The organism is Microbulbifer maximicatervae (SeqCode), from assembly GCF_056231245.1.
The window spans coordinates 4,043,032-4,066,663 of sequence record NZ_CP174334.1 but is presented as its reverse complement, the minus strand read 5'-3'; the positions used below and the strand labels follow the sequence as shown (position 1 = coordinate 4,066,663).

The following is a 23,632-nucleotide window of genomic DNA, read 5'->3' as shown; positions in this document are numbered from 1 at the left end:
CGCCCCGCTTTCGACGGAAACGTCAAGCAACAAAATTTGGGGCTATAGCTCAGCTGGGAGAGCGCAACACTGGCAGTGTTGAGGTCAGCGGTTCGATCCCGCTTAGCTCCACCAAATTTCCCTTGTAATTCAAGGGGTTGTAGAAGAAGAGAAATTGACTTCTACAAGGTGCACACAAACTGCACATAAACCCGTACACAAACTTGCGGGTAACAGAAAAGGGCCTTTCGGGCCCTTTTTTTTTATCTTGATTTTCCTTTTAAACCTACCTACCTACCTACCTACCTACCTACCTGTAGCCTGTTTTTGATCCGGCAAAAGTCTATTTCAATTCAGTTGGTGTCCCATTTAGCTTGGTATTTTGTGGTGATATTGAGCGGTAACAGAGGCGCTTTGTGAATTAATTGATTGCTTACTGAGAATTAAGATTTTGTGAGCTAAGTCTCTTTTAGAGTGGTATAAAGCCCTTTATTAGGTTAGCTGTCGGAAATTGGAGGTTGCGATGGAGGTGAAGAATGTTTCTACCTGGGGAGAGTTTAAGGAATTTGTTGAAAATATACGGGCTAAATATGGCATTATCGATCGAGATACTGACTATCCAATAAAAAATGATATTCTTTTCAGGGGGCATGCGGATAGTTCTTGGAAATTAGAAACAACTCTAGAGCGGCGTACAAAAGAAAAATTCCACTTGGCTAGCTATCTGGAAATAGCTGTAAGGCATAGTCGAGAAATAGAATCTTTTTCGGGAAAAGATTGGAGGCTCAAAGATTTTCCCCATATACAAGAAGAAATAGATAATTTTGGCAATAGCTTTCATAGTCTGCCTTGCTATGAATACCTTGTTTACTTAAGGCATTTTGGGTTTCCAAGTCCGCTATTGGACTGGTCAAAATCACCTTTTGTTGCTGCATTTTTTGCTTTTGAAGATCCTTATCAATCAGCTGATCGTTCTATATATGTGTATGTACCAAGTGCTGATGGCTGTAGAGGAGGTATAGTTGGCTCCCCTGATATTAAGATTCATCCATCTTTTGTAAAGACAGATAGAAGGCATTTTTCACAGCAAGCTTGGTATACAACTTGTACAAAGTACAACTATGAAAAAAATAGACATGACTTTATAAATCATGAGAATTTGTTTGCCGAAAATAGAGATGATCAAGACTTTCTCTATAAAATAGTTTTACCAGGGCATTTGAGGCAAGAAATACTTAGAGAACTGGCGGATTACAACTTAAGTAATTTCACAATATTCCATAGTGAAGATGCTTTGATTGATACAGTAGCTGCACGCGTGTTCGACTTAGGGTGAATGTTAAGATAGAGCAGATATTAAGGGGGCTTTGAAAAAGTCTCCATAATGTCTGCTATTTTCAAAATAGTTCTTACATGTGTTGGTGTTTCAAGTTTTTTTGTGGGTTAAAAAAGTTAGAAATTGAAGGTCGGTAGGTGAGTGGTTTAGGCGGGAAGCTAGAAAATGGCGAATCTTTAAATTATTCAAAATTCTCTCCCAATAGCCTGCTCATCCAAATAAATACTAATCTCCTCATAATCAATACCATGTCCCGCTTGGTAGGATTGTGTAACCCGCTCATCAGTATGCGCCATCAATTGCTGCACTGACTTCACGTCATACCCCATTCGCTTAAACCGGTCAGAAGCCAAGCTGCGCACTTCATGGAAACTGGGCGGGGTTTGGTTTTTGGGTAAGCCGATATAGAGCCCAGTAGCATTGCGGACTTCGGTGAACAAATCGCTAAGTCGGTCTGGGCTTACCTGGCAAACATGCTCTTTAGTTTTTCCTGTCCGCCGTTGTTTAGGTGTGTGGCTCAGTACATAAGGGCATCGGTAATTTCTTAAGCTGAGTTCTTTGGATCGGGTAATTAGCTTGCTGAGTTGTTGATGTGTTTTTAAGTTAAAACTTAAATGGCTTGAGGCGAGGCTATCCCGTTGCGCTTCGGATTTATTGATTGTCTTGCGTAGGTGGTCACCCTTAAGGTGTTTCTCAAAATTTAATTCGCAAATATCAGCGCGGCGCATGGTGGTTAGCATGCTGATACCCATGGCAACCTGTAGTGCCTCATAGCCTAGTTCGCCGGCCTTTTCATAGATGGTCCAATAAGATTCCAGGGTCAGGCGTTGGCGCTTTTTAATGGGTTTACCTTTTTCAAGTAAGCGTGGACGATCGTCGGCGGTGGTGAATGGATTGCTTTCCAGTTTGCACAAACCTTCAGCCATCAAAAAATTAAAGAACTTATTAAATTCTGCGCGGCGGGCATGTTGCTGGTGATAGGTAAGGGATTCCCACCATTTGCGCAGGTCAGCCAGTTTGGCTTTGTGGATGGGGGTCACTTCGAAGTCTTCACCAAACCTCTTCAAGGCGTTACAGCGATTGCGCCAGCTAGCCTTGTTGGGTAAGCGTGGGTCATTTTCAATACGCCAATCTATATAGCGTGCTGCGTGATAGGCGAAGCTAGCTCTGTCTGGGGCTTTTACAGCTTTGCGCTCAAGCTTAATACCGCGCTGTGTGTTGGCCTGCTCAGCCATACGAATAGCGTCTTCAAGCGTTGCTGAGAAAACTTTATCCGTCAGGTCTGGGCGGCGATAGCGCCAATAGTTTTCCCGTCCGCGAGAATCTGGATAAAGGTTATCGGGTAATAGAGTGTCACCCACCATACGGGGCTTTCTAGGTCTGGCCATTTCCTTGCTCGCCTACTGCTTAATTTGTTCTCAGCCTGCCAACAGGTCTAGCCCGCTTCTGGGCTGGCCGTCGTTGGCGGAGGTGTTTTGTGCTGGGGTTTTGCCGGTGTGATCGCGTATGGCGAACCTGTCGGCATCCACATAGGGCTCCCCGGCGATGATCTGGCCGGGGATATGCTCGGCCTCTATCCACTCCAAGATTTTCTCTTTGCCAGGGCGGGAGCCTTTTTCGAATTGCTCCTTGGCCCATGTGACCCCTTTAACCAGCTTACCCATTGGGCAGCCCTCCCTGACTCGCGAGGAAGTATCCCCGGCCATTTTTATTGAGTGCGCCCGCCTGTTGCAGGGCGTCGAAAACGGGTTTAACGGTTCCGTGCCTAAGGCGCATATCGTTGATGATGTTGCGCATTACGGGCTTGTGGCCGAACTCCCCGGCGCGGATTCGCTGGGCGAGCTGCTGTTGTTCTTCGTTCAAGTGGGTGGTGTGTAACGGTTGTGTTTCCACCGTTTCAGGCTGTTGCAACGGTGCAGTGGCGCGTTTCGCAACTGTTGCGGCGGCGTTAAACGCTAGTAACGCAACCAATCCTACGATATCTGTGATGATCGCTAGGGCGAGGAAGCCGATATGCTGAACCTTTGCCGGGTCTGCGTTGAGGGTGTTCGCCAAGCTGCTGAAGGCGCTGTGCGTGCTGGGTGTCTGTTCGATTGTGGATAGCTTTTCTATGAGCTGCGTGCGCTTAGCTTCCAATGTGGATAACTGTGCAGCGGTATCAATAGCGCGTTGACGGTAGCCGTTGTTGGCGTCGGTGTTGATCAGGCCGTTTAGGGTGTTGATCTGCTGTTGCAAACTGTTTAACTGCTGTTGCGACGCTTGGTATTCCTGGCTGTTACGGGTGCTGCGCTGTTGCTGTTCGTCGCTGTGGGTGGCGAGGAATCCGACCGTTGCAACAATGCTGATTACTACCAGCAGGGGCCAGAGGCAGAGTAGGGCATAGCCACTGGCCTGGCCCTGGCCGCGCAACCAAAGGCCGAGAGGGGCGAAGCTGAACTTGCACAGCTCCAGGGCCACCGCAGTAGCACCGGCCACCACCTGCCCGCCGAGACCTGCGGGCATGGATATCCACAGCTGCACAGTAAATGCGAGGCTGGTGCCGCAGAAGATCAGGGCGGCGATACCGGTGAGGGGTTGCCAGAGTTTCACGCGGCGGCCTCCGCCTGCTGTTCTACTCGACGAAACTCAATAACCCATACCCAGGGATTTTGGTCCCAGCTGTGGTCGCCGTAAATGGATTTCCACATCCGGCTAAATGCGGTAACTGGATAGCCACCTAAATTGCTATTCTGGTGATACGTTGGCCGCGCTTTAAAGCTGTCTATCCAAGATTGAATCCCTTCAGCATTGGCATCATCGCCGTTTATATCCTGAATGCGCTCGATGCGAACGTTGGTTATTTCTAAGCAGATACGGCTGGCCCAGCGGGGCATGTAGATTGAGGGGCGCCACTTCTCCCCAATCATTGAGCAGTCTTCCCCACATTCGTCCTCATTGAAAGGATTGAAGGGGTAATCGGCTCTATAGGTGACTTTGTTTTGGTGGCTAAAGTGATGTGTTTCACGCACCCATAAGCGGTCACTAGGTTTTCCAAGGGGGCAAGGGATATCCGCATACCCACTTCGCCAAGCTTGGTTAATTACCTGATGCAAGGAGAGTCTAGGGGGCAAACCACCAATTTGTTTGATGGCCTCTTCATCGCTTGCGCCATTAAATGGCTGCGGCTTTATCAGCCTGCGCGTCTGGGTTTTACGGCCATCCAGAATTGCACGCACCATTTCCGCATTAAATAAGATTGGTTTCTCTTTCACTACGCAGCTCTCCCTTTTTCCTGTTTACGATTCGGTAGAATCTCTGCCTGCCAGCCGTGGTCTTTGTAGTGGTTGGGGTTGGCTTTGTTTTTAATGGTGTCTAATTCCGGGCGCACTAATTCGGCTAGGTCATTAAGGCGGACGCCGTAGGCTTCGAACTCGGTCGAGTCTTTATAGAAATCGCCTTCAGGGGTTTTGCACTCGACAAATACCGTTACCAGCCAGTGGTGTTGCCAGTTCAATATTTCATGCTGGTAGTCAGCGCGGGCGATATCGCCCACGGCGCCGCGTTGGCGGCGGTGGGTGATCTTTAAAATAGGATCGCCATCGCTATCCAGGCCGGTGCTGCTGCGCGCGGTGAGAATTAAACCGGGTAGCCAGCGGTTTACCCGGCGGGCGTGCAGGGCGCGTTGGCTCATGGGTTTACGGGTTTTACGGTTAGCCATTGGGTTTTATTCGCTGCTATTTTCTACCCACTTAGCCCGCGAGGGGCGGGCTTAGGGAGCTATTTAGAGCTTGCAAATATATTGGTTCGCTCACTCGGTTCAACTCTAGGGGCGTTACTCCTGCGTTATCATTTTCTTACCCTCGGTTGGGTGAAATTACTGGTTAATTTAATGGGCTGAGCCCTGCACCCACTTAGCCCGCACGGGGCGGGCTTAGAAAGTTATTGGCTGTGGGTCAGGCGGCGTTCGGTTCTGGGTGAGGGCAGTCTTGGGGTTTGTCCTTGGTAATTTTTTTATCGTCGATAAGATAAATTTTTGCCGTATCGGTTTTCTTATCGAAGATTTGCGCCCAGTGTGTGAATGGGTCGGTTTGGGCAATGCGCTCTACCTCTTGGTAGGCTTCTTCTTCAGTGGCGTAGGAGCGTTTGAAATCTTTAATGCCACCCATCATTAAGTTGTAGGTGCCAGTGAATAGTGCGAATCTTTTCATGGAGTTCTCCAATTAATTAAAATTGGGCTCCGTACCGGCAGCCCTAACGGTTACAGCTGACTGATGCGCCTGGGGCGCGGGTAAAGGTTTTTAATCGTAATCGAGGTAAATAGAATCGCCGTAGACTTCATCTATATTGGTAATCAAAGTTCTGCGGGCATATAGCTTGAATAGTTCACCGGGAAGCCCGTAATTAAGTGTGTGGGCCTGCACTCCTCTTCTAAAGTTTTTGCCATCCTCTCGGATAATCGAGATGTAGTGATGCTCTTCATCGCGGTCCTTATAAAGTGAAATCTCAATATTATTGAATGAATATTCACCGTGGAGGATTTTCACTCTTGTAAAATATTCGGATCGCTCCCACTCTAGTCTTATTTCTTCATGCCCTTCACTAAGGTGCTCCTCTTGCCATTCCTTTTTAATGAGTTCTAAAAACTCTTCAGATGTTATTGCAGCCGGAACGGGTTGGAGAGCTTTATCTAATAGCGGTTTTAAATGTGCACCTGCTTGCTCATCTAGAGCTTTGATGTACAGCTCACCGATCATGTCGGTAATATATTTGTTGTACTCGGGCAGGGTTATTTGGTTTGTGCAGATAGAGATTTTATCTTCAATAGCCGTTTTTAAAGACTTTCCGAAATCGCTGTACTCTCTAAGTACTGAATCCAGAATTCCAACAATGGTTGCTTCAACTTTTAAGTCGATAGACTTTTCCAGTTTTCCGCTGTCGATGTACTTACCAAGACTTTCAGTGACGAGTTGCTGTAGTTCCATTTTTCAATCCTTTGCTTTTATTTGTGGGTGATTAACTGGCTTCGGGTACGGTTTGTTTTTCGATAAGGTCGCGCATCCAAACCATGCCGTTAGATGTAACTTTGGTATTGATATACGGTACTGCCACTGGACCGCGTTTGTATTCAGCGTTTTCTGCTACGAGCAGGCCCTGTGTGGTGGCCCACTTTGTGGGGGAGTTGCGCATGGGTTCTTGGCTGTGTAATAAGCCGTTGTTCCGCATGAGTTTCATTAAATTGTTTCTGCCCATTCCCAATAGGCGGGCGGCTTGGGTGACGGTGAAGGTTTTTTCCTTTCTCACGCTGCCTCCTGATTTTCTTTTTGTGGGGCTTGGCCTTGGATGGCTTCGGAAAGTGTCGCGACTTGTTCGCGCATACTTTTCATTTCAACTTCTTGCAGCTTCACCTTGGACAGCAGTTCTTCGTATAGCTCTAAGATTCGGGTGAATTCACTCATGGCCGGGCCCCGTTTTTTTGAACTTCCTTTCTCTACCGATGGCGGGTTCCCAGTATCGGCAGGGTTGGCAATTCCAGCCGCGTAATTGCAATTGCCCATTAAATACAGGCCCTGCTGGCTTGCCACAGTGAGGGCAGGGCATTTGCGGTAGCGGCTGGGCTTGGTTCACGCGGCTTCCTTCCTCTGGATTTCCAAGTGGTTCCAGTCGCGGTAGAGGGCGTGGAATTTTTTCTCACCATCCGCAATGACGTTTTCAGGTGATCTGCCGTGGTAGCGCAGATTCATCACGTTGATTGCGTGTTGGAAGTTGTCGCCATCTAGTAACGCAAGGCTTGCTACGGGGACTGAAAAGTCGTAGCTATTCCAGGCTGAAAGCAAAACCAGTGCGGCAATTTTGCTGGCTCCAGAATTTCCATTAGCGACGGTGAGCAGGGTTTCCACGCTGTGGGCTGGGTTGTTCTGGTTCATGCGGCATCACCTCCAAATGGTGGCCAGTTGTTATTTACTGGCTTTGCGGTGGTGGGTTTTGGCTGCACTAGGCGGGTGCCAATTTTGTGGACGGCGTTGGCGATATCGATGCGGCGCTTGAGGCGGTCGATATTGTTTTTGCTCATCGCCGTGGGGTGTACAAACACGGTGGCGGTCATGCGATTCCCTCCCGGTTGTTTCGGATGGTTTGTGAGGTGAGGCGGCGTTGGAATCGGGTGCGTAGCTGTTCTTGCTCTGCGCCAATTCCGCTGACAATCGTGGCGATCAGGACGAATTGGATTAATCCGTGCTTTACCGCCTTGGCCACGGCGTCTGTGCTGTTGCGGGCGTGGAGCTTGTAGAAGCACTCCGCGAGCAGGTTGCTGACGTTGGTGACGGAGCACTGCATAGCTTGGGCGGTTTCCCGGTTTGAGAGCCCTCGGGCGCGATGTGTTAGCGCTTCCGCTTGGCGTGGTGCTAGCTGTCGGAACTCCGTTTCGGTGCGCATTTTGGGTGCCCTGTCCTTGATTTGCATGAAGACAGTAGCCGAAAGTTAATGTGTTCGTCAATAGCCGAAAGTTAATACTAGGGGTTGTAGTGGTGTCGTTTGTCGTGAGGGGCAAGTAACTTATTGAATATCAATGGCGCTAGGAGTGGCTGCCAGAAAGGGATAATGGCTCTATCTAGTTTTGAGCTTGAGCAGAATATTGTCGCTTTATGAAGAATTTAGCGCCAATGGAGGCTGCGAGCTTCTACTTAATTGGGCAAGCAGCCAATGACTAGTGCATGTACAGGGTGCTTTTATGTAGCTGTTATATAGTTTCAGGAAACTCTTCAGCTAGATTATTTGCGGCTTTCTTACTTTGACGTTGGGCAATTATACTTCGAGATTCTCTGTAATCTCTGGCTTCAGCGGTTTTAATAAATTCAGCATTTGGATATTCCCTTTTAACTACTCTTTCAATATCCGAAAGGGATACACGGAAGAACTCTTTTCTTGTATTAACTAAATTGAGTCTTCTTTGATCAAATACCTTATGAAGTTTGTTTTCTAGCGCCGGAGCATTGTCTGAAAAGATCATGGCGTGGACATCAAAGGTGAAGGGGACACTAGCGTCACCAAGCTCTTTGACCCGATCATTTGGTTCTAGTCGTCTGGTCATTCCAATTTTATATACATGCGCACCAAATGATCCTACATTTGAAATAACATATACGTGCCCTTGTTTAGTTTGTTCTGCCATAGATTTGGCGCGTTCAGATTTTTTATGGGCCTCTGTGAGTTCTTCGTTTAGCTTGGCTATTTTTGCGTTAAGGTTTTCAAGTTTACTTCCTGTGGCTTTTTCAGCCTCTTTCTTTGCTTTGTCTAATAATTTTTTATACTTATCCTCCTCTTTGAGAGATCTTTCCATCTCTTGTTCTAGTTTTAACTCTTCTCGCATTTGGCGTTTAATTTCTTGCTGCTCTTCCTTTTCTTTTTGCTTCTTATCTTTGTATTCATAGGCTAGTCGTAGCTCTTTAAGCTTTAGGAGGTAGTACTCATGTGAGATAACTATAGAGTTAGATTGATTCATTTTGTTTATGGCGTCATAGGCAGCTTCTATTCGCTTTTCCATTCTGTCAACATTATTCCAGGTTGTATTGGAAATTGCGGAGTCGCATTCATTATTAAAAGCTCTGGCAGTTAACTTGATGGCCCGATTAGTCATCGTTCTGCCTTTCGCTTTGCTTCCTTCTACAGTCCACTGGGTGTTGCAATATATTGCCTTTTTAGAAGAAATTAAGCCTTTTTGTTCATTTTTTATATGGCCTATTTTCTGCTTGTATACCTCTGATGTGTCAAAGTCAAAGTGAGGTTTGTAGAATCCTAACTCAGCAAGCTGGATTTCCTCGTCATAGATGGCAGCTTTCTTGATTAGCTTGTTTAGTATTTCTCTTTTTTCTTTATAGTTTTGTATAAGGGTTGCTGTTTCAGTGGATATTTTTTGTTTCTCTTTTTTAGCTTTTTCAACTTCTTCATCAATATTTATTATTTTTGAATACTTCTGTTTAATTTTTTTAAGCTGTAGGTAAATTTTTGTTGTTACCACTGAAAGTGCTATAAGGGTCGCAATTGTTATGGATATTCCGATAATTAGCTGTTGCTCCATTTGACTCTATCCTTAGTGCAAGATGCAAAATCGACTATGTTCTATTTTTTGTTCACTTGAGGTGAAAGTGCAGAGAATTAGAAATATATCTAATCGGATAGATGTGAAGCAACAAAGTTATTTCATTTGTTGCTTTTTGATTGAGGTGAATTTCGGCTTGGGGGAGGCTATGTCACAAGTTAAAGTGATTTTTGTACATCTGTGCTAATTGCGAAGGTGTTAGTCTGGGGTGTAGGAACCAAGTATGACGCCGCAAAAGCTAACATCCATATCCGTGATATCCATTGATGGATAGCTGGGATTGATTGGCCGTAAGAAAGTGCGACCCATATCTTCGGCATAAATCTTGAAGGTAACTTCGTCATTAAGCTTGGCTATAACTCGACAACCATTAGTGAGAGGTTTGTCAGGGTCAACAAATATAATGGTTCCTTCAGGGTAAGATCGTTGGCCTGGGTAGGGGCTTGTCATGCTATCGCCATTAACACGTAGAGCGTAGGCTCGGTCAGAATGTGTTGCTGGGCAGGGCAGCCAAGCTTCGGCTTCACTCGGATCAATTAAGTCTAGAGCTTCACAAAAGGCTCCAGCTTGTACCCAGCTAATCAGGGGGATTCTCCCTTGAATCCTTGGTCCTTGGGTAACATTGCTTCCCTCCTTAGTGTTTCCTTCACCTGGTCCTTTACCAGTACCGGTGAGAAGCCAATCAACAGAGACACCAAGCGTTTCTGCAATTCGTTTGGCTGTACTCATTCGTGGCAGCTTCTCTCCATTGCGGTAGCTCCATATCGTTACGGTGCTTACCTCAAACAGGCGCGCCAATGCCTCCTGCGTATCTTCCACGCCGGCATGAGTAACCGCCTGCTTGAATCTCTTTGCAAAGTCTGGATGTTTCATGGCGACATATTAGCTATAAGTTAATTAATTATCGGCTATTGATTTCTGGTAGCTGAAAGTTAATACTCTAGCTTCTGATGACAAGGAGCAGCAGCAATGGTGCAGGAAACGACAGACTCTGCCCTAGATATCGCTATCAAACTGGTCGGATCACAGGCCAACCTTGCAAGGGCGATAGGGGTAACCCCGGTCTTTGTCTCCCAGATGCGTAATGGATTAAAGGCGATACCGCCAAAGCTTTGCTCAAAGATAGAGCTAGCTACTCAGAGGAAGGTTTCCCGGGCGTGTCTTCGGCCTGATGTCTTTGGGCCGTTGGATGATCTAGTTGAGGAGCAAGCCATGCCAGAAGTTCGGCAGGCAAGTTAAGGCCGTGCGGGTTCGTTTCAGAAACCAGAATAACGATCATTTTCAATTCCCCATTTTATTGTCCTGCCATTCTGCGGTTTCTGAAGATCGGGATTAATTCATTGCGGTATATGGGTATTTGTACAGGAGAGTGTAAATGGCTAAGGAGGTAGAGAAGTCCTTAATTTCAGAGCAGGGGGAAGCGCAGGAGACTGGTAACTCAGCAGGGCTTGGTCCAAAAGTAATTCTGACACGTGAGCAGATATTCGAGCGGGCAATGTGTCTCACAGAGACGCATGGTGAGGATGTGGAATTTTGGGTTAGTTCGATCCAGGGAGCAATTCAGGCAGTAAATGGGGCCCAGCTTTAACTGGGCCAATAGCCGGATTACTTCTGTTTACGTGCGTTGTGTACTGCATCAAAAATCGTTTGGTAGGCAGCTGTAACATTTTGTGTGGCTCGGTCAAGTTTATCGCCTGCAAGCTTCTCCAATTTGTTAGTGCTTTCTGTATTTGTGCCAATCATGGCGATAAGTATGTCTGCGGCAATGCGCTCATCTGAATCGCTCATAGCAAATCTCCGTTGCTGTTGGTGTAGGAGCTTTCAGCATACCGAGAAACCCGTCACCTGGGTAGTGGTGAGGCGGCCGGGGCTGTCCGGTGTTTTTCTCAAGGATAGGTATAAGAATATGAGCAACTTATTGTTTTATAAGGGGTATAGGGGTTCTGTCGAAACTGATCCCGATGAAGGTTTTTTGTACGGGAAAGTTTTGTATGTTGAGGACCTTATCAGCTATCAGGCAGAGAATATCAAATCGCTAAATGTGGCATTCGTTGAGGCTGTTGATGATTATTTGGCTGATTGCAAGCGGTTGAATATTTCTCCCTGTGATCCGTGTGATACAGCTGGAGGGAAGCAATGATTCGTCGAAGCGCTCGACCGTCTTCAAATTACTTGGTGGTTTCAAATTCCGTTGTGTGTGATCGCCGTATTTCATTCGCTGCTGGCGGCTTGCTGCTGCACTTGCTGTCGAAGCCGGATCATTGGGAGGTTTCACCTTCGGCACTGGCCAAAGAGGCTCAGGAGGGCAGGGACAAGATCTACAAGCTGCTGGGTGAGTTAATCGATGCTGGTTATTGCCAGCGAATTACTCGGCGTGGTGAGCGGGGAAAAATAGTCGGTACAGACTATGAAATCTCGGACATGCCACGAAATGCTGATCCACTTCCTGAAAACCCGGATACGGATTTACCGGATACGGATTTACCGGATACGGATTTACCGGATACGGATTTACCGGATACGGATTTACCGGATACGGATTTACCAGATACGGGTTTACCGTATCCGGATTTGCCGACACAAGAAAGTAAAGATACTAAGAAAGTAACCACTCTAGAAAATAACCAGAGAGAGAGCGGTCAGGGTGGTGCCCTTGCTGTCCGTCAGGAACCCGCCCCGCCATCGAAGCGTGGTACCCGCCTTCCCGATGATTGGCAGTTAACCCAAGAATTTTACGATGAGGCGGTCAAGACGCGGCCAGAGGTGATGCACCAGATCTACGACATTGCGGCCAGCTTTGGTGATTACTGGAAATCTCAGTCGGGCAAGCAGGGAGTACGGCGTGATTGGTTGGCGGTGTGGCGCAACTGGGTGAGGCGCGAAAAGTTTATTCCACCGCAGCGAGTAGCGCCCCAGCAGCGAACACGGGACCGGCCAATCGGTGAAATGCTGACAGACACTGGCTGGTAAACACGGATTTTCAAGGAGCGATGCTATGACCGTTGTGACTCTGACAGAAGCCAAAGAGCGAATTATGACTACCGTTGCGAGTAGACCCTTAGCGGTATTTCGCACGGATAACCCTCGCCAAGTGGATTTGGTGTTTGCCCATACGGTGGTGACTCAAAATAAAATTCGACAGGTGCATGAGGATTATTTGGGGACTTTCCATCGGGATAATCTGCATGTGGCGAGAAAGGTTTTTCAGGAGCATTTCGATAGTTTTCAGCAGGCTGCGTGATAGGGCGCGGTTGGTAAGTTAGTTGGTCGGGGAGAGGGTATTCGTAATGTCAGAACTAGGTATTCGTGAGCTATTGTGGGAATGGGCTAGGGCATATCCTGAGAGGGCAGGGGATTCTGTGTCCTGGCCTCGTATGGCGGCATTTCACAAGGGGATGGTTTGTGAGGGGCAGGTGATACCCGCATTAATCAACTGGGATAGGGCAGACAGGATGGATGCTGTGGTGCTGGCCTATTTGAATGCAATTGCTCGACGCCGGGACAAGGAGAAAGCGGAGTTGGAGGGGTTGGTTTTTTGGTTGAGATATTATTACCGGTGGGAAATGCAGGACGTGTGTAAAAAGCTCGGTCAGGGTAAAACCTGGGTGGTGAATATGTGTCGAGTAATTGAGGGAACGATTGAGGCATTTTATTTGGCGCGAGATGCTGCATAACTGGGTTTTAATTCAGTAGGTGGGTGTTGACAGTGCGCACGTGCGCACACTAATATCTGCAACGCTGCCGAGTTTTGTGATTCGGCGAACAGAATACCCCCCATAAACCGGCCCTTGAGCCGGTTTTTTTGTGCCCGAAATCCGGGAGCTAAAACCTCATGTTTGAATTAACGCGATTCGCCTATGGGCCAGATGCCACATTGGGGCGACTGAGAGTGCGCGACTGTGTGTTTTATACGGTTGAGCGTCCTTGGTTGGGTAACCGCCCGTTTGAGAGTTGTATCCCCGAGGGTATTTATTCTTGTGAGGCGTATAGCTCACAGCGATACCCCAATGTGTGGGAACTGCTGGAGGTTCCTGGGCGCTCAAAAATATTAATCCACACGGCTAATTATTCCTCTGATGTTCAAGGCTGCATTGGTGTTGGTTCTGGTGTGGCTCCGGGTGGCTGGTGGGTGATGCAGTCACGCAAGGCAATGGGGCAACTGCGGGATATGTTGCCGCCTAACTTTAATCTGACAATTACGCACTATGTGCCGGAGTATCCGTGATGGGTATTTTGTCTGGAGTTAAGAGTTTATTTGCTGGCCCCGAGTCGGCAGGCAAAGTGCTGGATGCCACTGTAAATACTGTGGATGCGGTGTGGTTTACCAATGAGGAAAAATCCCGTTGGTATCTCAAATACCTGGAAGCCACGCAGCCGCAAAACCGGGCGCGAAGATTAATAGCCTTTCTGGTGACATTGGTTTGGGCGTTGTTGGTTTTATTTATTGCGGCGGCCATGGCTTTCAAGGCGCCTTTTGTGGCGGACCTAAAGGGCCTGCTCGTTGATGTGGTTGTGCAGCCTTACAGCATCATCATCGGTTTCTATTTCGTGAAGTCGTGGGTGAGTGAAGTTAAGCGGTGAACACTGTAGCTCAAGAGGCAGCGAGGGAAGCCATGGTTCAAAAGGTCGCCAGTGCAACTACAACGGTTGCTGCGGGTACAGCGGTAGTCGGTGGATATGCAGCGCAGGAGTTATTGGCGGTAGGTGGTTTCTTGATTGCTTTGGGTGGGTTCATTGTTAATTGGTATTACAACCACAAGCGTTTGAAGCTGCAGGAAAGGCAGCGGGGTGAGGACGATGGACGTTAGTGTAAAGCTGGATACCTCGAAGTTTGATAAGGCAGCTGCTGAATTAAAAAAGCAGTTGCCTTATGCCAGTTCGGTTGCTCTGAATAATGTGGCGTTTCGTATTCGGGGGGAGGAGCGGGCAGAAATTGGGCGCGTATTTGTAAATCCGGCGAAGCTGACACTGAACTCTGTACTGGTAAAGAAAGCTACCAAGCGTTCGGGCGTTGCGAAAGTCTTTATTCGCGATCAGGCCCCGAACGGCACTGCACCTAGTGAGTATTTAGCACCGTCGGTAATGGGTGAGAACCGAATTGATAAACGCTTTGAGCGAGCGCTTCGACACGCTGGCTTCTTACCGAGTGGCATGTATGTGGTGCACGGGAAACAAGCCAAGTTAAATAAGCATGGCAACATTTCGGTGGGTATCTATAAAAGGATCTTGTCAGAGCTGCGCGCTAACTCGGGTGCTAGAAAGAGTAAGGCTGATAGTTCTCAAGGACCTAAGTCTAAATATTTTGTTGGGAAAATTAATGGTGTCCTGGGTATATGGAAAAGGGCGGGCGGCAAGCGTAATCCAACGGCTAAACCCATTCTTATTTTCCTTAAAGGCAGGCCGAACTACCGCCAGCGTTTCCCCTTTGCTCGAATTGCTCAGGGTTTAGCGCAGCGGTACCTGCCGATAGAGCTTGATAAGGCAATGGATCATGCAATCAAGACTTCAAAGCGTTGATGAACGGGTCCTCCTGGGCGACCCAAAACACGAGCAATTCGGGCGCGTGTTTTTAACAGCTATCTGAGATTTCCTAGGGGGTTATACCTTGGCTGACAACCCATCACTTAATGATCAGGCCACTCAGTCGGGGTTCGCTCGGCTGGTGGGAACTTCTCAACCGGCAATTGCTAAGCATGTGCAGGCTGGGGTGTTGCCGCAAGGCTCTACTTACAGCGTGTGGCTGCAAGTTTATTGTGAGCGGCTGCGTACTGAAGCTGCTGGCCGTCAGGCTAATGAAGCTCGCAATCAAAAAGATTTGGCTGATGCAGATAAGGCTAGGATGAGCGCGGAGAAAATTAGACGCGAATTATACCGAGAGGATCAATTAATAGTTGATGTTGAGTCTGTACGTAAGGTGATGGTGGAGTGGTCCACCATTGGTAAGAATGAATTTTTAGGAGCGGTAGAAAGCATCCTTATTGCTATCGAAAGTCAGCATGCCATTACCGTCGATCGAGAACCCTTACAGCCTAGTATTGACGCTGCCCTCAGAGCTATTGGTAGTTACGAGATCGAATCTCTCGCGCCTAGTGAAGGAGGTGCGGGAAACCTGGATACCGCAGCCTAAAGTCCCGCTGATTGAGTGGTTGCCGGAAAATATCAAACTGCCGTCTGAGGATAGCGATAACGCGGGCTATTACCGCAACGATTATGTGCCCTATTTCTGGGGCGTGATGCACGCGCTGGATAATCCGGTGTCATGGATGGTGGTGATGCAAAAGGCCGCGCAGATCGGCTGGACGGTTTTGCTGGCTACCGATATCTGCAAGGTTGCCGCTACTGAGCCCGCCCGCATCCTGATGCTGTTTCCCAAGGATGAAAAAGGGCGGCTGTTTATGGATGAAAAGCTGGTGCCGATTATCGAAGGCTCACCAGCAGTGAATCGGGTGATCGATGTCACCACCAGCCGCAAAGGCGGCAGCCGTTCAACGCGAAAGAAATTTCCCGGTGGTGAAGTGCGCACCATTGGCTCCAACTCTATTTCCAATGTGAAATCCACATCAGCCCGCCGGGGCTATGTAGAGGAGCCTGACGATACCAACAAAGACGTCGGTGATCAGGGCGATTCTATTCGCCACCTGCGCGAACGCCTTAAGCGGATGCGCAATAAAAAATTAATTATTGGCGGTACACCTGCGGTTGCGGATCTCTCCCAGGTAGAGCACTACACCAAACTCGGCACCATGCGTGTGTTACCGATTACCTGCCACGACTGCGGTGAGTCTCATGTGTTGGATTGGGAAAACGTCAGCTGGCTGGAGAAAGAGGGCGGCACACCGCACCCGGTATTCGGCCTGCACCAGCCAGAAAGCGCAGTGTATGGCTGCCCGCACTGTGGTAGCGAATGGGATGACTACCGCCGTCAGGCCAATATTTTGCAGACCTGTAAAACTGCTCTGGAAAATGGCGATGACTTTGCCGGCTGGGTAAAAACTCAATGCGGCGAGGATTATTCTGAGGACGAAATCGAACCGATAGAAACCTTTATGGAGCTATCGGAGCTTTATGTGTGTATCCCCGGTACCGGCCTTGCCGATGTAGTGCGGGATTTTCTTGAAGCGGAGCACGAAGCGAAAAGCGGTGATGAATCCGCAAGGATTGTTTTCCAGAACAACAAACTGGGCCGGCCCTATCAGTACGCCGCCAGTCGTTTGCTTGACCATGAAAAGCTGCAAGAGGCCGCCGAGGATTACCCGGAATTAGTATGCCCTGCCGGTGGCCTGCTGGTAACGGTCGGCATAGATGTACAGCACGACCGACTCGCAATCACCATTCGCGCCTTTGGCCGCAATGAAGAAAGTTGGCAGATGTACTGGGGCGAGATCGATGGCGATACCGCCGATAAAAAAGATGATTGCTGGTCAGCTCTGGATAAGCTGGTGTTCCAAAGTTTTGAGCACGAGCGCTTCGGCGAAATTCGCGCAGCGGCGGTAAGTATCGACTCCTCCGATGGTGGCACCAGTAACGCGGTGTACCACTGGGTGCGAACTCGCGATAAAAAATATCGCGGCGTGCTGGTGATGGCGATTAAAGGTGACAGCAACGACTTTGGCACCAAGGAAATCTTTAACCAGCCCCGGCAGGTGGATTTTAGCAACCCCAAGCGCCGCACCAAGGCAGACCGCTTTGGGGTAAAGGTATATATGGTTGGCACCCACAAAGCCAAAGACCTGATGGCCAAGCGGCTTCTCGGCACCAGTGCCTATATGCACAGCTGCAAGCATGTGCGGCAGGATTACTGGGAGCAGGTGACTGCGGAAGTCAAAGCCCCCAGCAAGAAAAATAAAGGCCGGGAAACCTGGCAGCCGCGCCCAGGCCGGCCCAATGAAGGCACCGATACCGAGGTCTACGCACTGCACGCCGCCCACGCCATGGGCATGCACAAATACAACGAGAAAAAATGGTCCACCATCGAATCGCGCCTGGGCCAGCGCACGCTATTTAGCGAACCTCAACAAACTACAGAACAGCCCATCGTTAAAAAACCAAGGCAGCCCGCGCAGCCAGCCGGCTCCCTACTGGATAGTTAAATGTCGAAAACTGCCGCTGAAATGGTCGACCTCTATATCGAGGCCGAGATAGACGTGCTCGCCGGAAAAACCACGGTGATTAATGGCCGCCAATTTACCGCCGAGAACCTGCAGGAAATCCGCGCGGGCCGTCAGGAGTGGGAGCGCCGCGCAACTGCTGAAACCTTAAAGGCCGCCGGCAAACGCCGTGGGCCCGCCTACGCGAATTTTAATTAATGAATAAATTAGATTCTGTCATCGGGTTTTTTGCACCCGAGGCTGCCCTGCGCCGTGTACAAGCCCGGCGCGCCCTGGAGATTGCCGCCGCCTATGAAGCTGCGCGCCCCAGTCGCCTGCGCAAAAACCCCGGTGATAACCGCAGCGGTGATCTGGTACTGGAAGGCAGTGTGGAAACCCTGCGCGGCCAAGCCCGGCACCTGGAGCAAAACCACGATTTTGCCTTTGGCATTCTCACCACCCTGGTCAACAACATTGTCGGCCCGCGCGGTATCGATGTGGAATTCCAGCCCAAAACCTGGGATGGCGATATCCATGACGGTCTCGCCAGCCAAATGAATGACGCCCACAAGGAATGGGCGCGGCGCCCGGAATGTACCCGGCAGTTCAGCTGGGGCAAAGCCCAGCGGCTTTTGTGCAATACCTGGCTGCGCGATGGTGAAACTTTAATGCGGCACTTGCAGGGCACAGTGCCTGGATTAAAGCACCGCACCCCGGTGCCTTACACCATCGAATGCCTGGAACCGGATTTCCTGCCGATGGATTACAACGATCCCAGCAAGCGTATTGTGCAAGGTATTCAAAAATCTGCCTGGGGCGAGCCATCAGGGTTTTGGTTGTACGACGAACATCCAGGGGCTTCATTTAACTGGCGTATGAAACGCAGGCTCCACAGCGCTGAAAATATCGAGCACCTGAAATTTGTACGCCGCCTGCACCAAACCCGTGGGGTTTCCATTTTTGCAGCGGTGATGAATCGCCTTACCGATATTAAAGACTATGAAGAAAACGAACGCGTTGCCGCCAAGATTGCCTCAGCCATGGTCGGCTTTATTCAAAAGGGCAGCCCTGATACTTATAACGCTGAGTCTTATGATGAGGATGGAAACCGCACCCTGGATATCCGTGCCGGTGCCATCTATGACGATCTCCGCCCTGGGGAATCTGTCGGCACCATTCAAAGCAATCGCCCCAGCGGTCTGCTAACGCCATTTTTAGAAACCATGCACCGCATGGCCGCCGCCGGCACCATGGCCAGCTTTAGCAGCATCAGCAAAAACTACAACGGCACCTACAGCGCACAGCGTCAGGAGCTAGTAGAGCAGTGGGGAAATTACGAAACCCTTAGCCTGGAATTCTGTGAGGAAATTGTAGAGCCGGCCACCCGCCGCTGGGTGCAGATGGGTTTGCTAGCGGATGCCTTCAAAGTGCCGAGTGATGTCGATCCATCCACATTAATGCACGTCGATTTTATTACCCCGGTGATGCCCTGGATTAATCCGGTTCATGAAGCCAGCGCCGATGAAACCCTGCTGGAAAATGTACTGGCCAGCCCACAGCAGACCATCCGCCGCCGAGGCAAAAAGCCGGACGATGTAATTAAGCAAACTGCTGCCTGGCAGCGGAAGCTCAAACAAAACGACATTACCACCCCAACCAAACGCGAAGCCGTACCCGCGCAAGAAACTGAATCTGAATAGGAGGCAGCCATGCCGAATAAATCCTGGTACAGCATGACCGCTGCCGCCAATACCAGTGAAGCCGATATTTATTTGTATGACTACATCGGCTACTGGGATATGACTGCAAAAGACTTTGCCCGCGATCTCAAAGCGCTCGGTGATGTCAGCAAGATCAATCTGCATATCAATTGCCCCGGCGGTGATGTGTTCGACGGTACCGCCATCTACAACCTGCTCAAAGATCACAAAGCCGAAGTGGAAACCTGGATTGAAGGCATCGCAGCCAGTATGGGCAGTGTGATCGCCCTGGCCGGGGATACGGTCCATATTGCCGAGAACGCCTATTACATGGTGCACAACCCCAGTGCCGGTGTTCGCGGTGATGAGCGCGCTCTGGAAAAAACCAAGAGCCTGCTGGCCAAAGTCAAAGCCACCATGAAAAGCCTGTATTCCTCCCGTTCCGGAATGTCGGATGAGGAAATCAGCCAAGTGATGGATGACGAGACTTGGTATACCGGCACCGAAGCGGTAGAGGCCGGCTTCGCCACCGACACCACCGCAGCCATAGAGATGGCTGCCAGCTTCAGTGCCGATCACTTAAATCAATTTAAAAACACCCCGCAAGCCATTAACGCATTGGTCATGCAGGGGCCCGCTGAATTTAGATTCCCGTCTGCGGTTGCAGGCAATCCAACCCAAACCCAAACCCAAACCAAGGAAGCGCAAGCTATGACCACAACTACCACCACCACGCCAGCTGCAACCGCTGCGCCCGAGGTTACCCCAGAAATGAAAGCGCAGATTGCCGCCGATGCCAAAGCGCAATTTGCCGCCGATGAGAAAAAGCGCAAAGACGATATCACGGCCGTATTTAAAGGCTTCGAAGCGCACAGTGTTGTGATGCAGGAATGTCTCAATGATATGGACTGCACCGCCGATAAAGCCAAAGACAAACTGCTCACAGCCCTCGGCAGCCAAACCCCAACCCCCGTGCAAAGCTATAGTGTGGTAGTACAGGAAGGTGAAGGCATTAAGCGAATGAAAGCCGATGCCGAAAATGCGATTGCTGTACGTGCCCTCGGTGAAAAACGCACTGAGGGCAATGAGCTCAGCGGCTACACCATGATGGAGATTGCCCGGATTCTGATGCAGGCCCACGGCCAAAGCCTGTCCGGACTCGACAGAATGGGTGTGGTCGCTGCAGCGTTTACCCATAGCTCGGGTGACTTCGCAACGGTACTCGGCAATATCGCCAATAAATCCATGCTCAAAGGCTATGAAGAAGCACAGGAAATCTTCCCGCGCTTTACCAGTGTCGGCAACCTCAGTGACTTTAAACTCACCACCCGCACGGACCTGGGCAGCTTCCCCTCACTGCGCCAAGTGGCGCCGGGGGCAGAATTTAAGTATGTGAGTATCGGCGAGCGCGCCGAAACTGCCGCACTGGCCACTTACGGTGAACTCTTCTCCATTAACCGCCAAGCGATTATTAATGACGACCTGGGCGCATTCACCCGCATCCCACAAAAGATGGGCCTTGCCGCCGTGCGCACCGTGGGGGATCTGGTATTTAGCATCCTGCTCAATAATCCCAATATGGCTGACGATAAGCCCTTGTTCGACGCAAGTCATGGCAACCTCGCTAGCGCAGCGGTAATCAATACCAGCAGTATTGATATTGCGCGGGTATTGATGGGCAAGCAGAAGGATGGTGAAGCAGTGCTCAACATCCGGCCCAAGTTCCTACTTTGTGATATTGCGGATGAAGGCAGCGCAAAGGTTGCCCTGGAATCTGAATTCGAAGTGGGCGCATCCACCAAAAACAACACCACTCCGAACAGCGTACGCAACATTGCCGAAGTGCTCTCTGATGCGCGCCTTAGTGGCCACAATGCGTGGTACCTCAATGCCGACCCAGTAGCGCATGACACTATCGAAGTGCTCTATCTGGATGGCCAGCAAGCCCCGGTGTTAGAAGAGCAAAATGGTTGGAGTATTGATGGGGTGGAATTCAAAGTGCGCCTGGATGCTGCAGCCAAAGCCTGGGACCCCAAAGGCATGGTGAAGACCCCAAAAACCAGCTAACAGCTAGTTCTAACAACATCCATTGAAAAGGCTGCATCGCGCGGCCTTTTTGCTTTCAGTTACAAACCCAATTGAGGGAAAGAGAATGGCTACTAATTTTGTACAAGATGGGCGCATGTTGGATTACACCAATAACTCCAGTGCGAAGATTACCTCTGGTCAAGTGGTGGTAGTAGGCGCGGTGCTGGGTGTGGCGATGGATGATATCGCGGTAGGTGAGTCCGGCGTGATTGGTATTGATGGCGTATTCACCGTGCCCAAGGTATCCGCCGCAGAAATCAATCAGGGCGAAACCCTCACCTGGGTGGTCGCCTCCAGCTCATTCGATAGTAATGCAGCCACCGCAGCCACTGGCGATATCACCGGCTCCACCGCCTTCGCCGCAGAGGCCGCCGGGAATGGCGTTACCAGTTTTGCTGTGAAGTTTACCGGCGTACCGGGCACCGTGAAGGCATAAGTGACTCATGGACCTGGACCAGAGAGCCGCAGAACGCGCGTTCCGCAAATGGGGCAAGGCCGCTACCTATACCGATGGTAGCGGCGCTGAGCCTATTGATTGCAAGGTGATCTTTGAGCAGGAGATCGACGAGTTCGCAGAGGAGGAGCGGCTGCGGGTAGCGCGTATTGAGTTGAGCCTTCTGGTGAGTGAGGTGGGGGCTTATAACCCTGATGCGGTGATTGTGTTGGGTGGTGTCGCCTATACAGTGCGTAAGCGGCTGGCGGATGATGGGGTGGTTTGGCGAGTGCAGGTAGTTGATTTATAAGATACGTTTTGGTGCGACTTTATAAATAAACGCGAAACAGAGATAATGGAAGGGCTGTACTGAAATCGATTTATATTAATTATTCTTTCTGTATATCAGAAAGTATCGACCGTTTTTTTTAGTTTATCTAAGGGGGCGAGACATAAGATTGATATAGGTAAAGAGGTTTCTGAGAGTATTCCGTTATTTTCTTTTGAGTGTGAGTTATGAAATACGTTTTATTTTTTATCTTTTATCTTTCTAATTTTTCATGGTCAGGCATCTGCCGATTGGATATACAATACTAAAATTGTCGATGTTCGCTGGTATACAGATTACGGTTTTATTACCGTTGAAGATGACGATGCCACTCAATGTCCTGGGGCGGAGCGAACAAAGCACAAAAGACTGCTTAAAGGTGATGAAGGTGGTGATGAGAAAATCATTAGCATGGCGCTAGCGGCCATGATGGCAAACAAACAGATAGATTTAAATGTAAAGGGTTGTTTTACGGATGAGTTCGGTAAGGAGTACCCGTTGGTCACTGGTATTGTTGTGAAATCGTAAAACCTAAAGGCGTTGTAGCTCAAACATGTCGATTAAGAATTAATTTAACAAGTAAAGTGGTGGGCACTTTTTATTCAGTGTTTAATCACATGAGGTACGGCGATGATAGTTATAAGCCCTAGAGCCCGAGTGTAACACCGGGCTCTTTTAATTATGGAGCGATCTTCTAAGAAGATGTCCTCTGTATACGCATGAGCGGAAGTGCAGACTTACAGAGGAAAGTGAAATACCGTGTTGGTTAACCCATACTAAAAAAGGCACCCATCAAGCGTTCAAAAATTCATCGTTTAAGAGTATAGTGAGGTCTTGGCTAAAGTCATCAATCATATAATAAAGGGGGTATATATGAAAAATTTACTTTCAATTTCAATTTCACTTTTGGCTAGCATTTCAATTTCTGTGAGTGCTGAGACTACTGAATGGCTTGACGCTGATAGTCTTCAGGAGTTCTTTCCGGATGATGGCGGTGTAAATGTGGTTTTGGACACTGTCACATCAAATTATTCGTCATGCAATAATGGGCGTAGATTCTATCTACCAATGACCCATCCAAATTATGAAGTTACATCTTCAACGCTTCTAACTTCATTTGCCAGCGGAAAAAAAGTTAAGCTCGTGATCAATCAAACCTCGGCTTGTGCTCCTGAGATACAGAAGGTTGTTCTCGTTAATTACTAGATTCGTTAATTTGATTGTCATAGTGCTGAAGCCACCCTGCTGCAATGCCCTCTGAGGGTACTAGTATTGCGTGCAAAGACGAGAGTAAATTGATAGTTAGTACATTGTGACTCCGTCCTATAGCCAACACCCAAACCCGCATTAGCGGGTTTTTTTATGCCCGAAATTCCTGGAGCGATCCCCAATAACCCAGCGCATAACAATCCGCGATGCCGCGCTAAACAAACTAAAAACCCTAACCGGCTACAACTTCTCCTCAGCGGGAAGCACTGAAGGTATCGAGCGGGAAAAGCTGCCGGCTATCCTTGTGGGGTTTGCTACAGAACAAAAAGAACAAGAATTCTCAGGTACTACCCGCCGTCTGGATCTTGTTATGGCGGTGGCGGTGCAATCCGGCGGGA

Annotated in this window: 34 protein-coding genes and 1 tRNA gene; 20 read left to right on the top strand and 15 right to left on the bottom strand. The window is 49.1% G+C overall.

The features are described from left to right. Positions 1 to 38: 38 nt before the first annotated feature. Positions 39 to 114 (top strand) — tRNA-Ala (locus ACJJIS_RS17780). 388 nt (positions 115 to 502) lie between these two features. Beyond that, a complete protein-coding gene (locus ACJJIS_RS17775; protein ID WP_475708732.1) occupies positions 503 to 1,315 on the top strand; it encodes an FRG domain-containing protein in 813 nt (270 codons plus the stop codon). Positions 1,316 to 1,500: 185 nt separating this feature from the next. On the opposite strand, the gene ACJJIS_RS17770 is transcribed toward ACJJIS_RS17775, so the two are convergent. From ACJJIS_RS17770 to ACJJIS_RS17705, 14 genes are all read right to left on the bottom strand, one after another. Further along, positions 1,501 to 2,703 carry a tyrosine-type recombinase/integrase gene (locus ACJJIS_RS17770; RefSeq protein WP_475708731.1) on the bottom strand — a complete coding sequence of 401 codons (1,203 nt, stop codon included), beginning with the start codon at positions 2,701 to 2,703 and terminating at the stop codon, positions 1,501 to 1,503. A 30-nt stretch (positions 2,704 to 2,733) separates the two neighbouring features. Continuing rightward, positions 2,734 to 2,979 (bottom strand): hypothetical protein, encoded by a 246-nt coding sequence (locus tag ACJJIS_RS17765; protein WP_444919080.1) that lies wholly within the window; start codon positions 2,977 to 2,979, stop codon positions 2,734 to 2,736. Next, positions 2,972 to 3,904, bottom strand: a complete 933-nt coding sequence (locus ACJJIS_RS17760; protein WP_475708730.1) for a hypothetical protein — start codon at positions 3,902 to 3,904, stop codon at positions 2,972 to 2,974. The genes ACJJIS_RS17765 and ACJJIS_RS17760 overlap by 8 nt, the downstream gene beginning before the upstream one ends. Then, entirely contained in the window at positions 3,901 to 4,566 is a 666-nt protein-coding gene (locus ACJJIS_RS17755; RefSeq protein WP_475708729.1) for a hypothetical protein, read from the bottom strand. The genes ACJJIS_RS17760 and ACJJIS_RS17755 overlap by 4 nt, the downstream gene beginning before the upstream one ends. Continuing rightward, positions 4,566 to 5,012 carry a hypothetical protein gene (locus tag ACJJIS_RS17750; RefSeq protein WP_475708728.1) on the bottom strand — a complete coding sequence of 149 codons (447 nt, stop codon included), beginning with the start codon at positions 5,010 to 5,012 and terminating at the stop codon, positions 4,566 to 4,568. The genes ACJJIS_RS17755 and ACJJIS_RS17750 overlap by 1 nt, the downstream gene beginning before the upstream one ends. A 235-nt stretch (positions 5,013 to 5,247) precedes the next feature. Next, positions 5,248 to 5,502, bottom strand: a complete 255-nt coding sequence (locus ACJJIS_RS17745; protein WP_475708727.1) for a hypothetical protein — start codon at positions 5,500 to 5,502, stop codon at positions 5,248 to 5,250. Between the two features lie 90 nt (positions 5,503 to 5,592). Continuing rightward, positions 5,593 to 6,276, bottom strand: coding sequence for a hypothetical protein (locus ACJJIS_RS17740; protein ID WP_475708726.1), 684 nt, complete (start codon positions 6,274 to 6,276; stop codon positions 5,593 to 5,595). Positions 6,277 to 6,307: 31 nt separating this feature from the next. Then, positions 6,308 to 6,595 carry a phage antirepressor KilAC domain-containing protein gene (locus tag ACJJIS_RS17735; RefSeq protein WP_444914665.1) on the bottom strand — a complete coding sequence of 96 codons (288 nt, stop codon included), beginning with the start codon at positions 6,593 to 6,595 and terminating at the stop codon, positions 6,308 to 6,310. Next, a complete protein-coding gene (locus ACJJIS_RS17730) occupies positions 6,592 to 6,750 on the bottom strand; it encodes a hypothetical protein (protein ID WP_475708725.1) in 159 nt (52 codons plus the stop codon). The genes ACJJIS_RS17735 and ACJJIS_RS17730 overlap by 4 nt, the downstream gene beginning before the upstream one ends. A gap of 165 nt (positions 6,751 to 6,915) precedes the next feature. Then, a complete protein-coding gene (locus tag ACJJIS_RS17725; RefSeq protein ID WP_475708724.1) occupies positions 6,916 to 7,218 on the bottom strand; it encodes a DUF7673 family protein in 303 nt (100 codons plus the stop codon). After that, the gene (locus ACJJIS_RS17720) at positions 7,215 to 7,397 is read right to left on the bottom strand and encodes a hypothetical protein (protein WP_444914662.1); all 183 of its coding nucleotides are present in this window, start codon (positions 7,395 to 7,397) and stop codon (positions 7,215 to 7,217) included. Before ACJJIS_RS17720 ends, ACJJIS_RS17725 begins: the two co-directional genes overlap by 4 nt. Continuing rightward, a complete protein-coding gene (locus tag ACJJIS_RS17715) occupies positions 7,394 to 7,726 on the bottom strand; it encodes a response regulator transcription factor (protein ID WP_475708128.1) in 333 nt (110 codons plus the stop codon). The genes ACJJIS_RS17720 and ACJJIS_RS17715 overlap by 4 nt, the downstream gene beginning before the upstream one ends. Positions 7,727 to 8,030: 304 nt before the next feature. Continuing rightward, a complete protein-coding gene (locus tag ACJJIS_RS17710) occupies positions 8,031 to 9,368 on the bottom strand; it encodes an SNIPE associated domain-containing protein (protein WP_444919089.1) in 1,338 nt (445 codons plus the stop codon). A 219-nt stretch (positions 9,369 to 9,587) separates the two neighbouring features. Next, a complete protein-coding gene (locus ACJJIS_RS17705; RefSeq protein ID WP_444919090.1) occupies positions 9,588 to 10,262 on the bottom strand; it encodes a LexA family protein in 675 nt (224 codons plus the stop codon). A gap of 96 nt (positions 10,263 to 10,358) precedes the next feature. Between ACJJIS_RS17705 and ACJJIS_RS17700 the strand changes: the two genes are divergently transcribed. Then, entirely contained in the window at positions 10,359 to 10,628 is a 270-nt protein-coding gene (locus tag ACJJIS_RS17700; RefSeq protein ID WP_444919091.1) for a transcriptional regulator, read from the top strand. 136 nt (positions 10,629 to 10,764) lie between these two features. After that, entirely contained in the window at positions 10,765 to 10,977 is a 213-nt protein-coding gene (locus tag ACJJIS_RS17695; RefSeq protein ID WP_444919092.1) for a hypothetical protein, read from the top strand. A gap of 17 nt (positions 10,978 to 10,994) precedes the next feature. On the opposite strand, the gene ACJJIS_RS17690 is transcribed toward ACJJIS_RS17695, so the two are convergent. Then, positions 10,995 to 11,177, bottom strand: coding sequence for a hypothetical protein (locus tag ACJJIS_RS17690; RefSeq protein ID WP_444919093.1), 183 nt, complete (start codon positions 11,175 to 11,177; stop codon positions 10,995 to 10,997). A 118-nt stretch (positions 11,178 to 11,295) separates the two neighbouring features. Here ACJJIS_RS17690 and ACJJIS_RS17685 point away from each other — a divergent pair, with 118 nt between their 5' ends. The 16 genes from ACJJIS_RS17685 (at position 11,296) to ACJJIS_RS17610 (ending at position 23,231) form a co-directional block, all read left to right on the top strand. Then, the gene (locus ACJJIS_RS17685) at positions 11,296 to 11,529 is read left to right on the top strand and encodes a hypothetical protein (RefSeq protein WP_444919094.1); all 234 of its coding nucleotides are present in this window, start codon (positions 11,296 to 11,298) and stop codon (positions 11,527 to 11,529) included. Continuing rightward, positions 11,526 to 12,359, top strand: coding sequence for a hypothetical protein (locus ACJJIS_RS17680; protein WP_475708723.1), 834 nt, complete (start codon positions 11,526 to 11,528; stop codon positions 12,357 to 12,359). The genes ACJJIS_RS17685 and ACJJIS_RS17680 overlap by 4 nt, the downstream gene beginning before the upstream one ends. A 25-nt stretch (positions 12,360 to 12,384) precedes the next feature. Continuing rightward, positions 12,385 to 12,630, top strand: a complete 246-nt coding sequence (locus tag ACJJIS_RS17675; RefSeq protein ID WP_444919096.1) for a hypothetical protein — start codon at positions 12,385 to 12,387, stop codon at positions 12,628 to 12,630. Between the two features lie 118 nt (positions 12,631 to 12,748). Beyond that, a complete protein-coding gene (locus ACJJIS_RS17670; protein WP_475708722.1) occupies positions 12,749 to 13,063 on the top strand; it encodes a hypothetical protein in 315 nt (104 codons plus the stop codon). Positions 13,064 to 13,221: 158 nt separating this feature from the next. Beyond that, complete coding sequence (locus tag ACJJIS_RS17665; RefSeq protein ID WP_444926761.1) at positions 13,222 to 13,614, top strand: DUF5675 family protein; 393 nt, start codon at positions 13,222 to 13,224, stop codon at positions 13,612 to 13,614. Then, complete coding sequence (locus ACJJIS_RS17660; RefSeq protein ID WP_444956775.1) at positions 13,614 to 13,970, top strand: hypothetical protein; 357 nt, start codon at positions 13,614 to 13,616, stop codon at positions 13,968 to 13,970. Before ACJJIS_RS17665 ends, ACJJIS_RS17660 begins: the two co-directional genes overlap by 1 nt. After that, a complete protein-coding gene (locus ACJJIS_RS17655) occupies positions 13,967 to 14,197 on the top strand; it encodes a holin (RefSeq protein WP_475708721.1) in 231 nt (76 codons plus the stop codon). Before ACJJIS_RS17660 ends, ACJJIS_RS17655 begins: the two co-directional genes overlap by 4 nt. After that, positions 14,187 to 14,906, top strand: a complete 720-nt coding sequence (locus ACJJIS_RS17650) for a hypothetical protein (RefSeq protein ID WP_475708720.1) — start codon at positions 14,187 to 14,189, stop codon at positions 14,904 to 14,906. Before ACJJIS_RS17655 ends, ACJJIS_RS17650 begins: the two co-directional genes overlap by 11 nt. A gap of 88 nt (positions 14,907 to 14,994) precedes the next feature. Further along, positions 14,995 to 15,516, top strand: a complete 522-nt coding sequence (locus ACJJIS_RS17645; RefSeq protein ID WP_444919103.1) for a hypothetical protein — start codon at positions 14,995 to 14,997, stop codon at positions 15,514 to 15,516. Next, the gene (locus ACJJIS_RS17640) at positions 15,488 to 17,479 is read left to right on the top strand and encodes a terminase gpA endonuclease subunit (protein WP_475708719.1); all 1,992 of its coding nucleotides are present in this window, start codon (positions 15,488 to 15,490) and stop codon (positions 17,477 to 17,479) included. Before ACJJIS_RS17645 ends, ACJJIS_RS17640 begins: the two co-directional genes overlap by 29 nt. Further along, positions 17,480 to 17,695, top strand: a complete 216-nt coding sequence (locus ACJJIS_RS17635; RefSeq protein WP_444927171.1) for a DUF6148 family protein — start codon at positions 17,480 to 17,482, stop codon at positions 17,693 to 17,695. Continuing rightward, complete coding sequence (locus ACJJIS_RS17630) at positions 17,695 to 19,176, top strand: phage portal protein (RefSeq protein ID WP_475708718.1); 1,482 nt, start codon at positions 17,695 to 17,697, stop codon at positions 19,174 to 19,176. The genes ACJJIS_RS17635 and ACJJIS_RS17630 overlap by 1 nt, the downstream gene beginning before the upstream one ends. Before the next feature lie 9 nt (positions 19,177 to 19,185). Beyond that, a complete protein-coding gene (locus ACJJIS_RS17625) occupies positions 19,186 to 21,243 on the top strand; it encodes a ClpP-like prohead protease/major capsid protein fusion protein (protein WP_475708717.1) in 2,058 nt (685 codons plus the stop codon). Between the two features lie 85 nt (positions 21,244 to 21,328). Next, a complete protein-coding gene (locus tag ACJJIS_RS17620) occupies positions 21,329 to 21,700 on the top strand; it encodes a capsid cement protein (RefSeq protein ID WP_444934959.1) in 372 nt (123 codons plus the stop codon). 7 nt (positions 21,701 to 21,707) lie between these two features. After that, complete coding sequence (locus tag ACJJIS_RS17615; protein WP_444934960.1) at positions 21,708 to 22,007, top strand: head-tail joining protein; 300 nt, start codon at positions 21,708 to 21,710, stop codon at positions 22,005 to 22,007. Positions 22,008 to 22,898: 891 nt separating this feature from the next. Continuing rightward, positions 22,899 to 23,231, top strand: coding sequence for a hypothetical protein (locus ACJJIS_RS17610; protein ID WP_475708716.1), 333 nt, complete (start codon positions 22,899 to 22,901; stop codon positions 23,229 to 23,231). The last annotated feature ends 401 nt before the right edge of the window (positions 23,232 to 23,632 follow it).

Excerpts from the sequence above, each read along its gene's own strand:
- ACJJIS_RS17710 (WP_444919089.1), bottom strand. The coding sequence starts at position 9,368 with ATGGAGCAACAGCTAATTATCGGAATATCCATAACAATTGCGACCCTT.
- ACJJIS_RS17730 (WP_475708725.1), bottom strand. The coding sequence starts at position 6,750 with ATGAGTGAATTCACCCGAATCTTAGAGCTATACGAAGAACTGCTGTCC.
- ACJJIS_RS17695 (WP_444919092.1), top strand. The coding sequence starts at position 10,765 with ATGGCTAAGGAGGTAGAGAAGTCCTTAATTTCAGAGCAGGGGGAAGCG.
- ACJJIS_RS17615 (WP_444934960.1), top strand. The coding sequence starts at position 21,708 with ATGGACCTGGACCAGAGAGCCGCAGAACGCGCGTTCCGCAAATGGGGC.
- ACJJIS_RS17715 (WP_475708128.1), bottom strand. The coding sequence starts at position 7,726 with ATGCGCACCGAAACGGAGTTCCGACAGCTAGCACCACGCCAAGCGGAA.
- ACJJIS_RS17635 (WP_444927171.1), top strand. The coding sequence starts at position 17,480 with ATGTCGAAAACTGCCGCTGAAATGGTCGACCTCTATATCGAGGCCGAG.
- ACJJIS_RS17665 (WP_444926761.1), top strand. The coding sequence starts at position 13,222 with ATGTTTGAATTAACGCGATTCGCCTATGGGCCAGATGCCACATTGGGG.
- ACJJIS_RS17765 (WP_444919080.1), bottom strand. The coding sequence starts at position 2,979 with ATGGGTAAGCTGGTTAAAGGGGTCACATGGGCCAAGGAGCAATTCGAA.
- ACJJIS_RS17750 (WP_475708728.1), bottom strand. The coding sequence starts at position 5,012 with ATGGCTAACCGTAAAACCCGTAAACCCATGAGCCAACGCGCCCTGCAC.
- ACJJIS_RS17775 (WP_475708732.1), top strand. The coding sequence starts at position 503 with ATGGAGGTGAAGAATGTTTCTACCTGGGGAGAGTTTAAGGAATTTGTT.
- ACJJIS_RS17625 (WP_475708717.1), top strand. The coding sequence starts at position 19,186 with ATGCCGAATAAATCCTGGTACAGCATGACCGCTGCCGCCAATACCAGT.
- ACJJIS_RS17690 (WP_444919093.1), bottom strand. The coding sequence starts at position 11,177 with ATGAGCGATTCAGATGAGCGCATTGCCGCAGACATACTTATCGCCATG.
- ACJJIS_RS17720 (WP_444914662.1), bottom strand. The coding sequence starts at position 7,397 with ATGACCGCCACCGTGTTTGTACACCCCACGGCGATGAGCAAAAACAAT.
- ACJJIS_RS17740 (WP_475708726.1), bottom strand. The coding sequence starts at position 6,276 with ATGGAACTACAGCAACTCGTCACTGAAAGTCTTGGTAAGTACATCGAC.
- ACJJIS_RS17745 (WP_475708727.1), bottom strand. The coding sequence starts at position 5,502 with ATGAAAAGATTCGCACTATTCACTGGCACCTACAACTTAATGATGGGT.
- ACJJIS_RS17725 (WP_475708724.1), bottom strand. The coding sequence starts at position 7,218 with ATGAACCAGAACAACCCAGCCCACAGCGTGGAAACCCTGCTCACCGTC.
- ACJJIS_RS17680 (WP_475708723.1), top strand. The coding sequence starts at position 11,526 with ATGATTCGTCGAAGCGCTCGACCGTCTTCAAATTACTTGGTGGTTTCA.
- ACJJIS_RS17770 (WP_475708731.1), bottom strand. The coding sequence starts at position 2,703 with ATGGCCAGACCTAGAAAGCCCCGTATGGTGGGTGACACTCTATTACCC.
- ACJJIS_RS17700 (WP_444919091.1), top strand. The coding sequence starts at position 10,359 with ATGGTGCAGGAAACGACAGACTCTGCCCTAGATATCGCTATCAAACTG.
- ACJJIS_RS17650 (WP_475708720.1), top strand. The coding sequence starts at position 14,187 with ATGGACGTTAGTGTAAAGCTGGATACCTCGAAGTTTGATAAGGCAGCT.
- ACJJIS_RS17630 (WP_475708718.1), top strand. The coding sequence starts at position 17,695 with ATGAATAAATTAGATTCTGTCATCGGGTTTTTTGCACCCGAGGCTGCC.
- ACJJIS_RS17660 (WP_444956775.1), top strand. The coding sequence starts at position 13,614 with ATGGGTATTTTGTCTGGAGTTAAGAGTTTATTTGCTGGCCCCGAGTCG.
- ACJJIS_RS17675 (WP_444919096.1), top strand. The coding sequence starts at position 12,385 with ATGACCGTTGTGACTCTGACAGAAGCCAAAGAGCGAATTATGACTACC.
- ACJJIS_RS17705 (WP_444919090.1), bottom strand. The coding sequence starts at position 10,262 with ATGAAACATCCAGACTTTGCAAAGAGATTCAAGCAGGCGGTTACTCAT.
- ACJJIS_RS17685 (WP_444919094.1), top strand. The coding sequence starts at position 11,296 with ATGAGCAACTTATTGTTTTATAAGGGGTATAGGGGTTCTGTCGAAACT.
- ACJJIS_RS17620 (WP_444934959.1), top strand. The coding sequence starts at position 21,329 with ATGGCTACTAATTTTGTACAAGATGGGCGCATGTTGGATTACACCAAT.
- ACJJIS_RS17610 (WP_475708716.1), top strand. The coding sequence starts at position 22,899 with ATGAAAAATTTACTTTCAATTTCAATTTCACTTTTGGCTAGCATTTCA.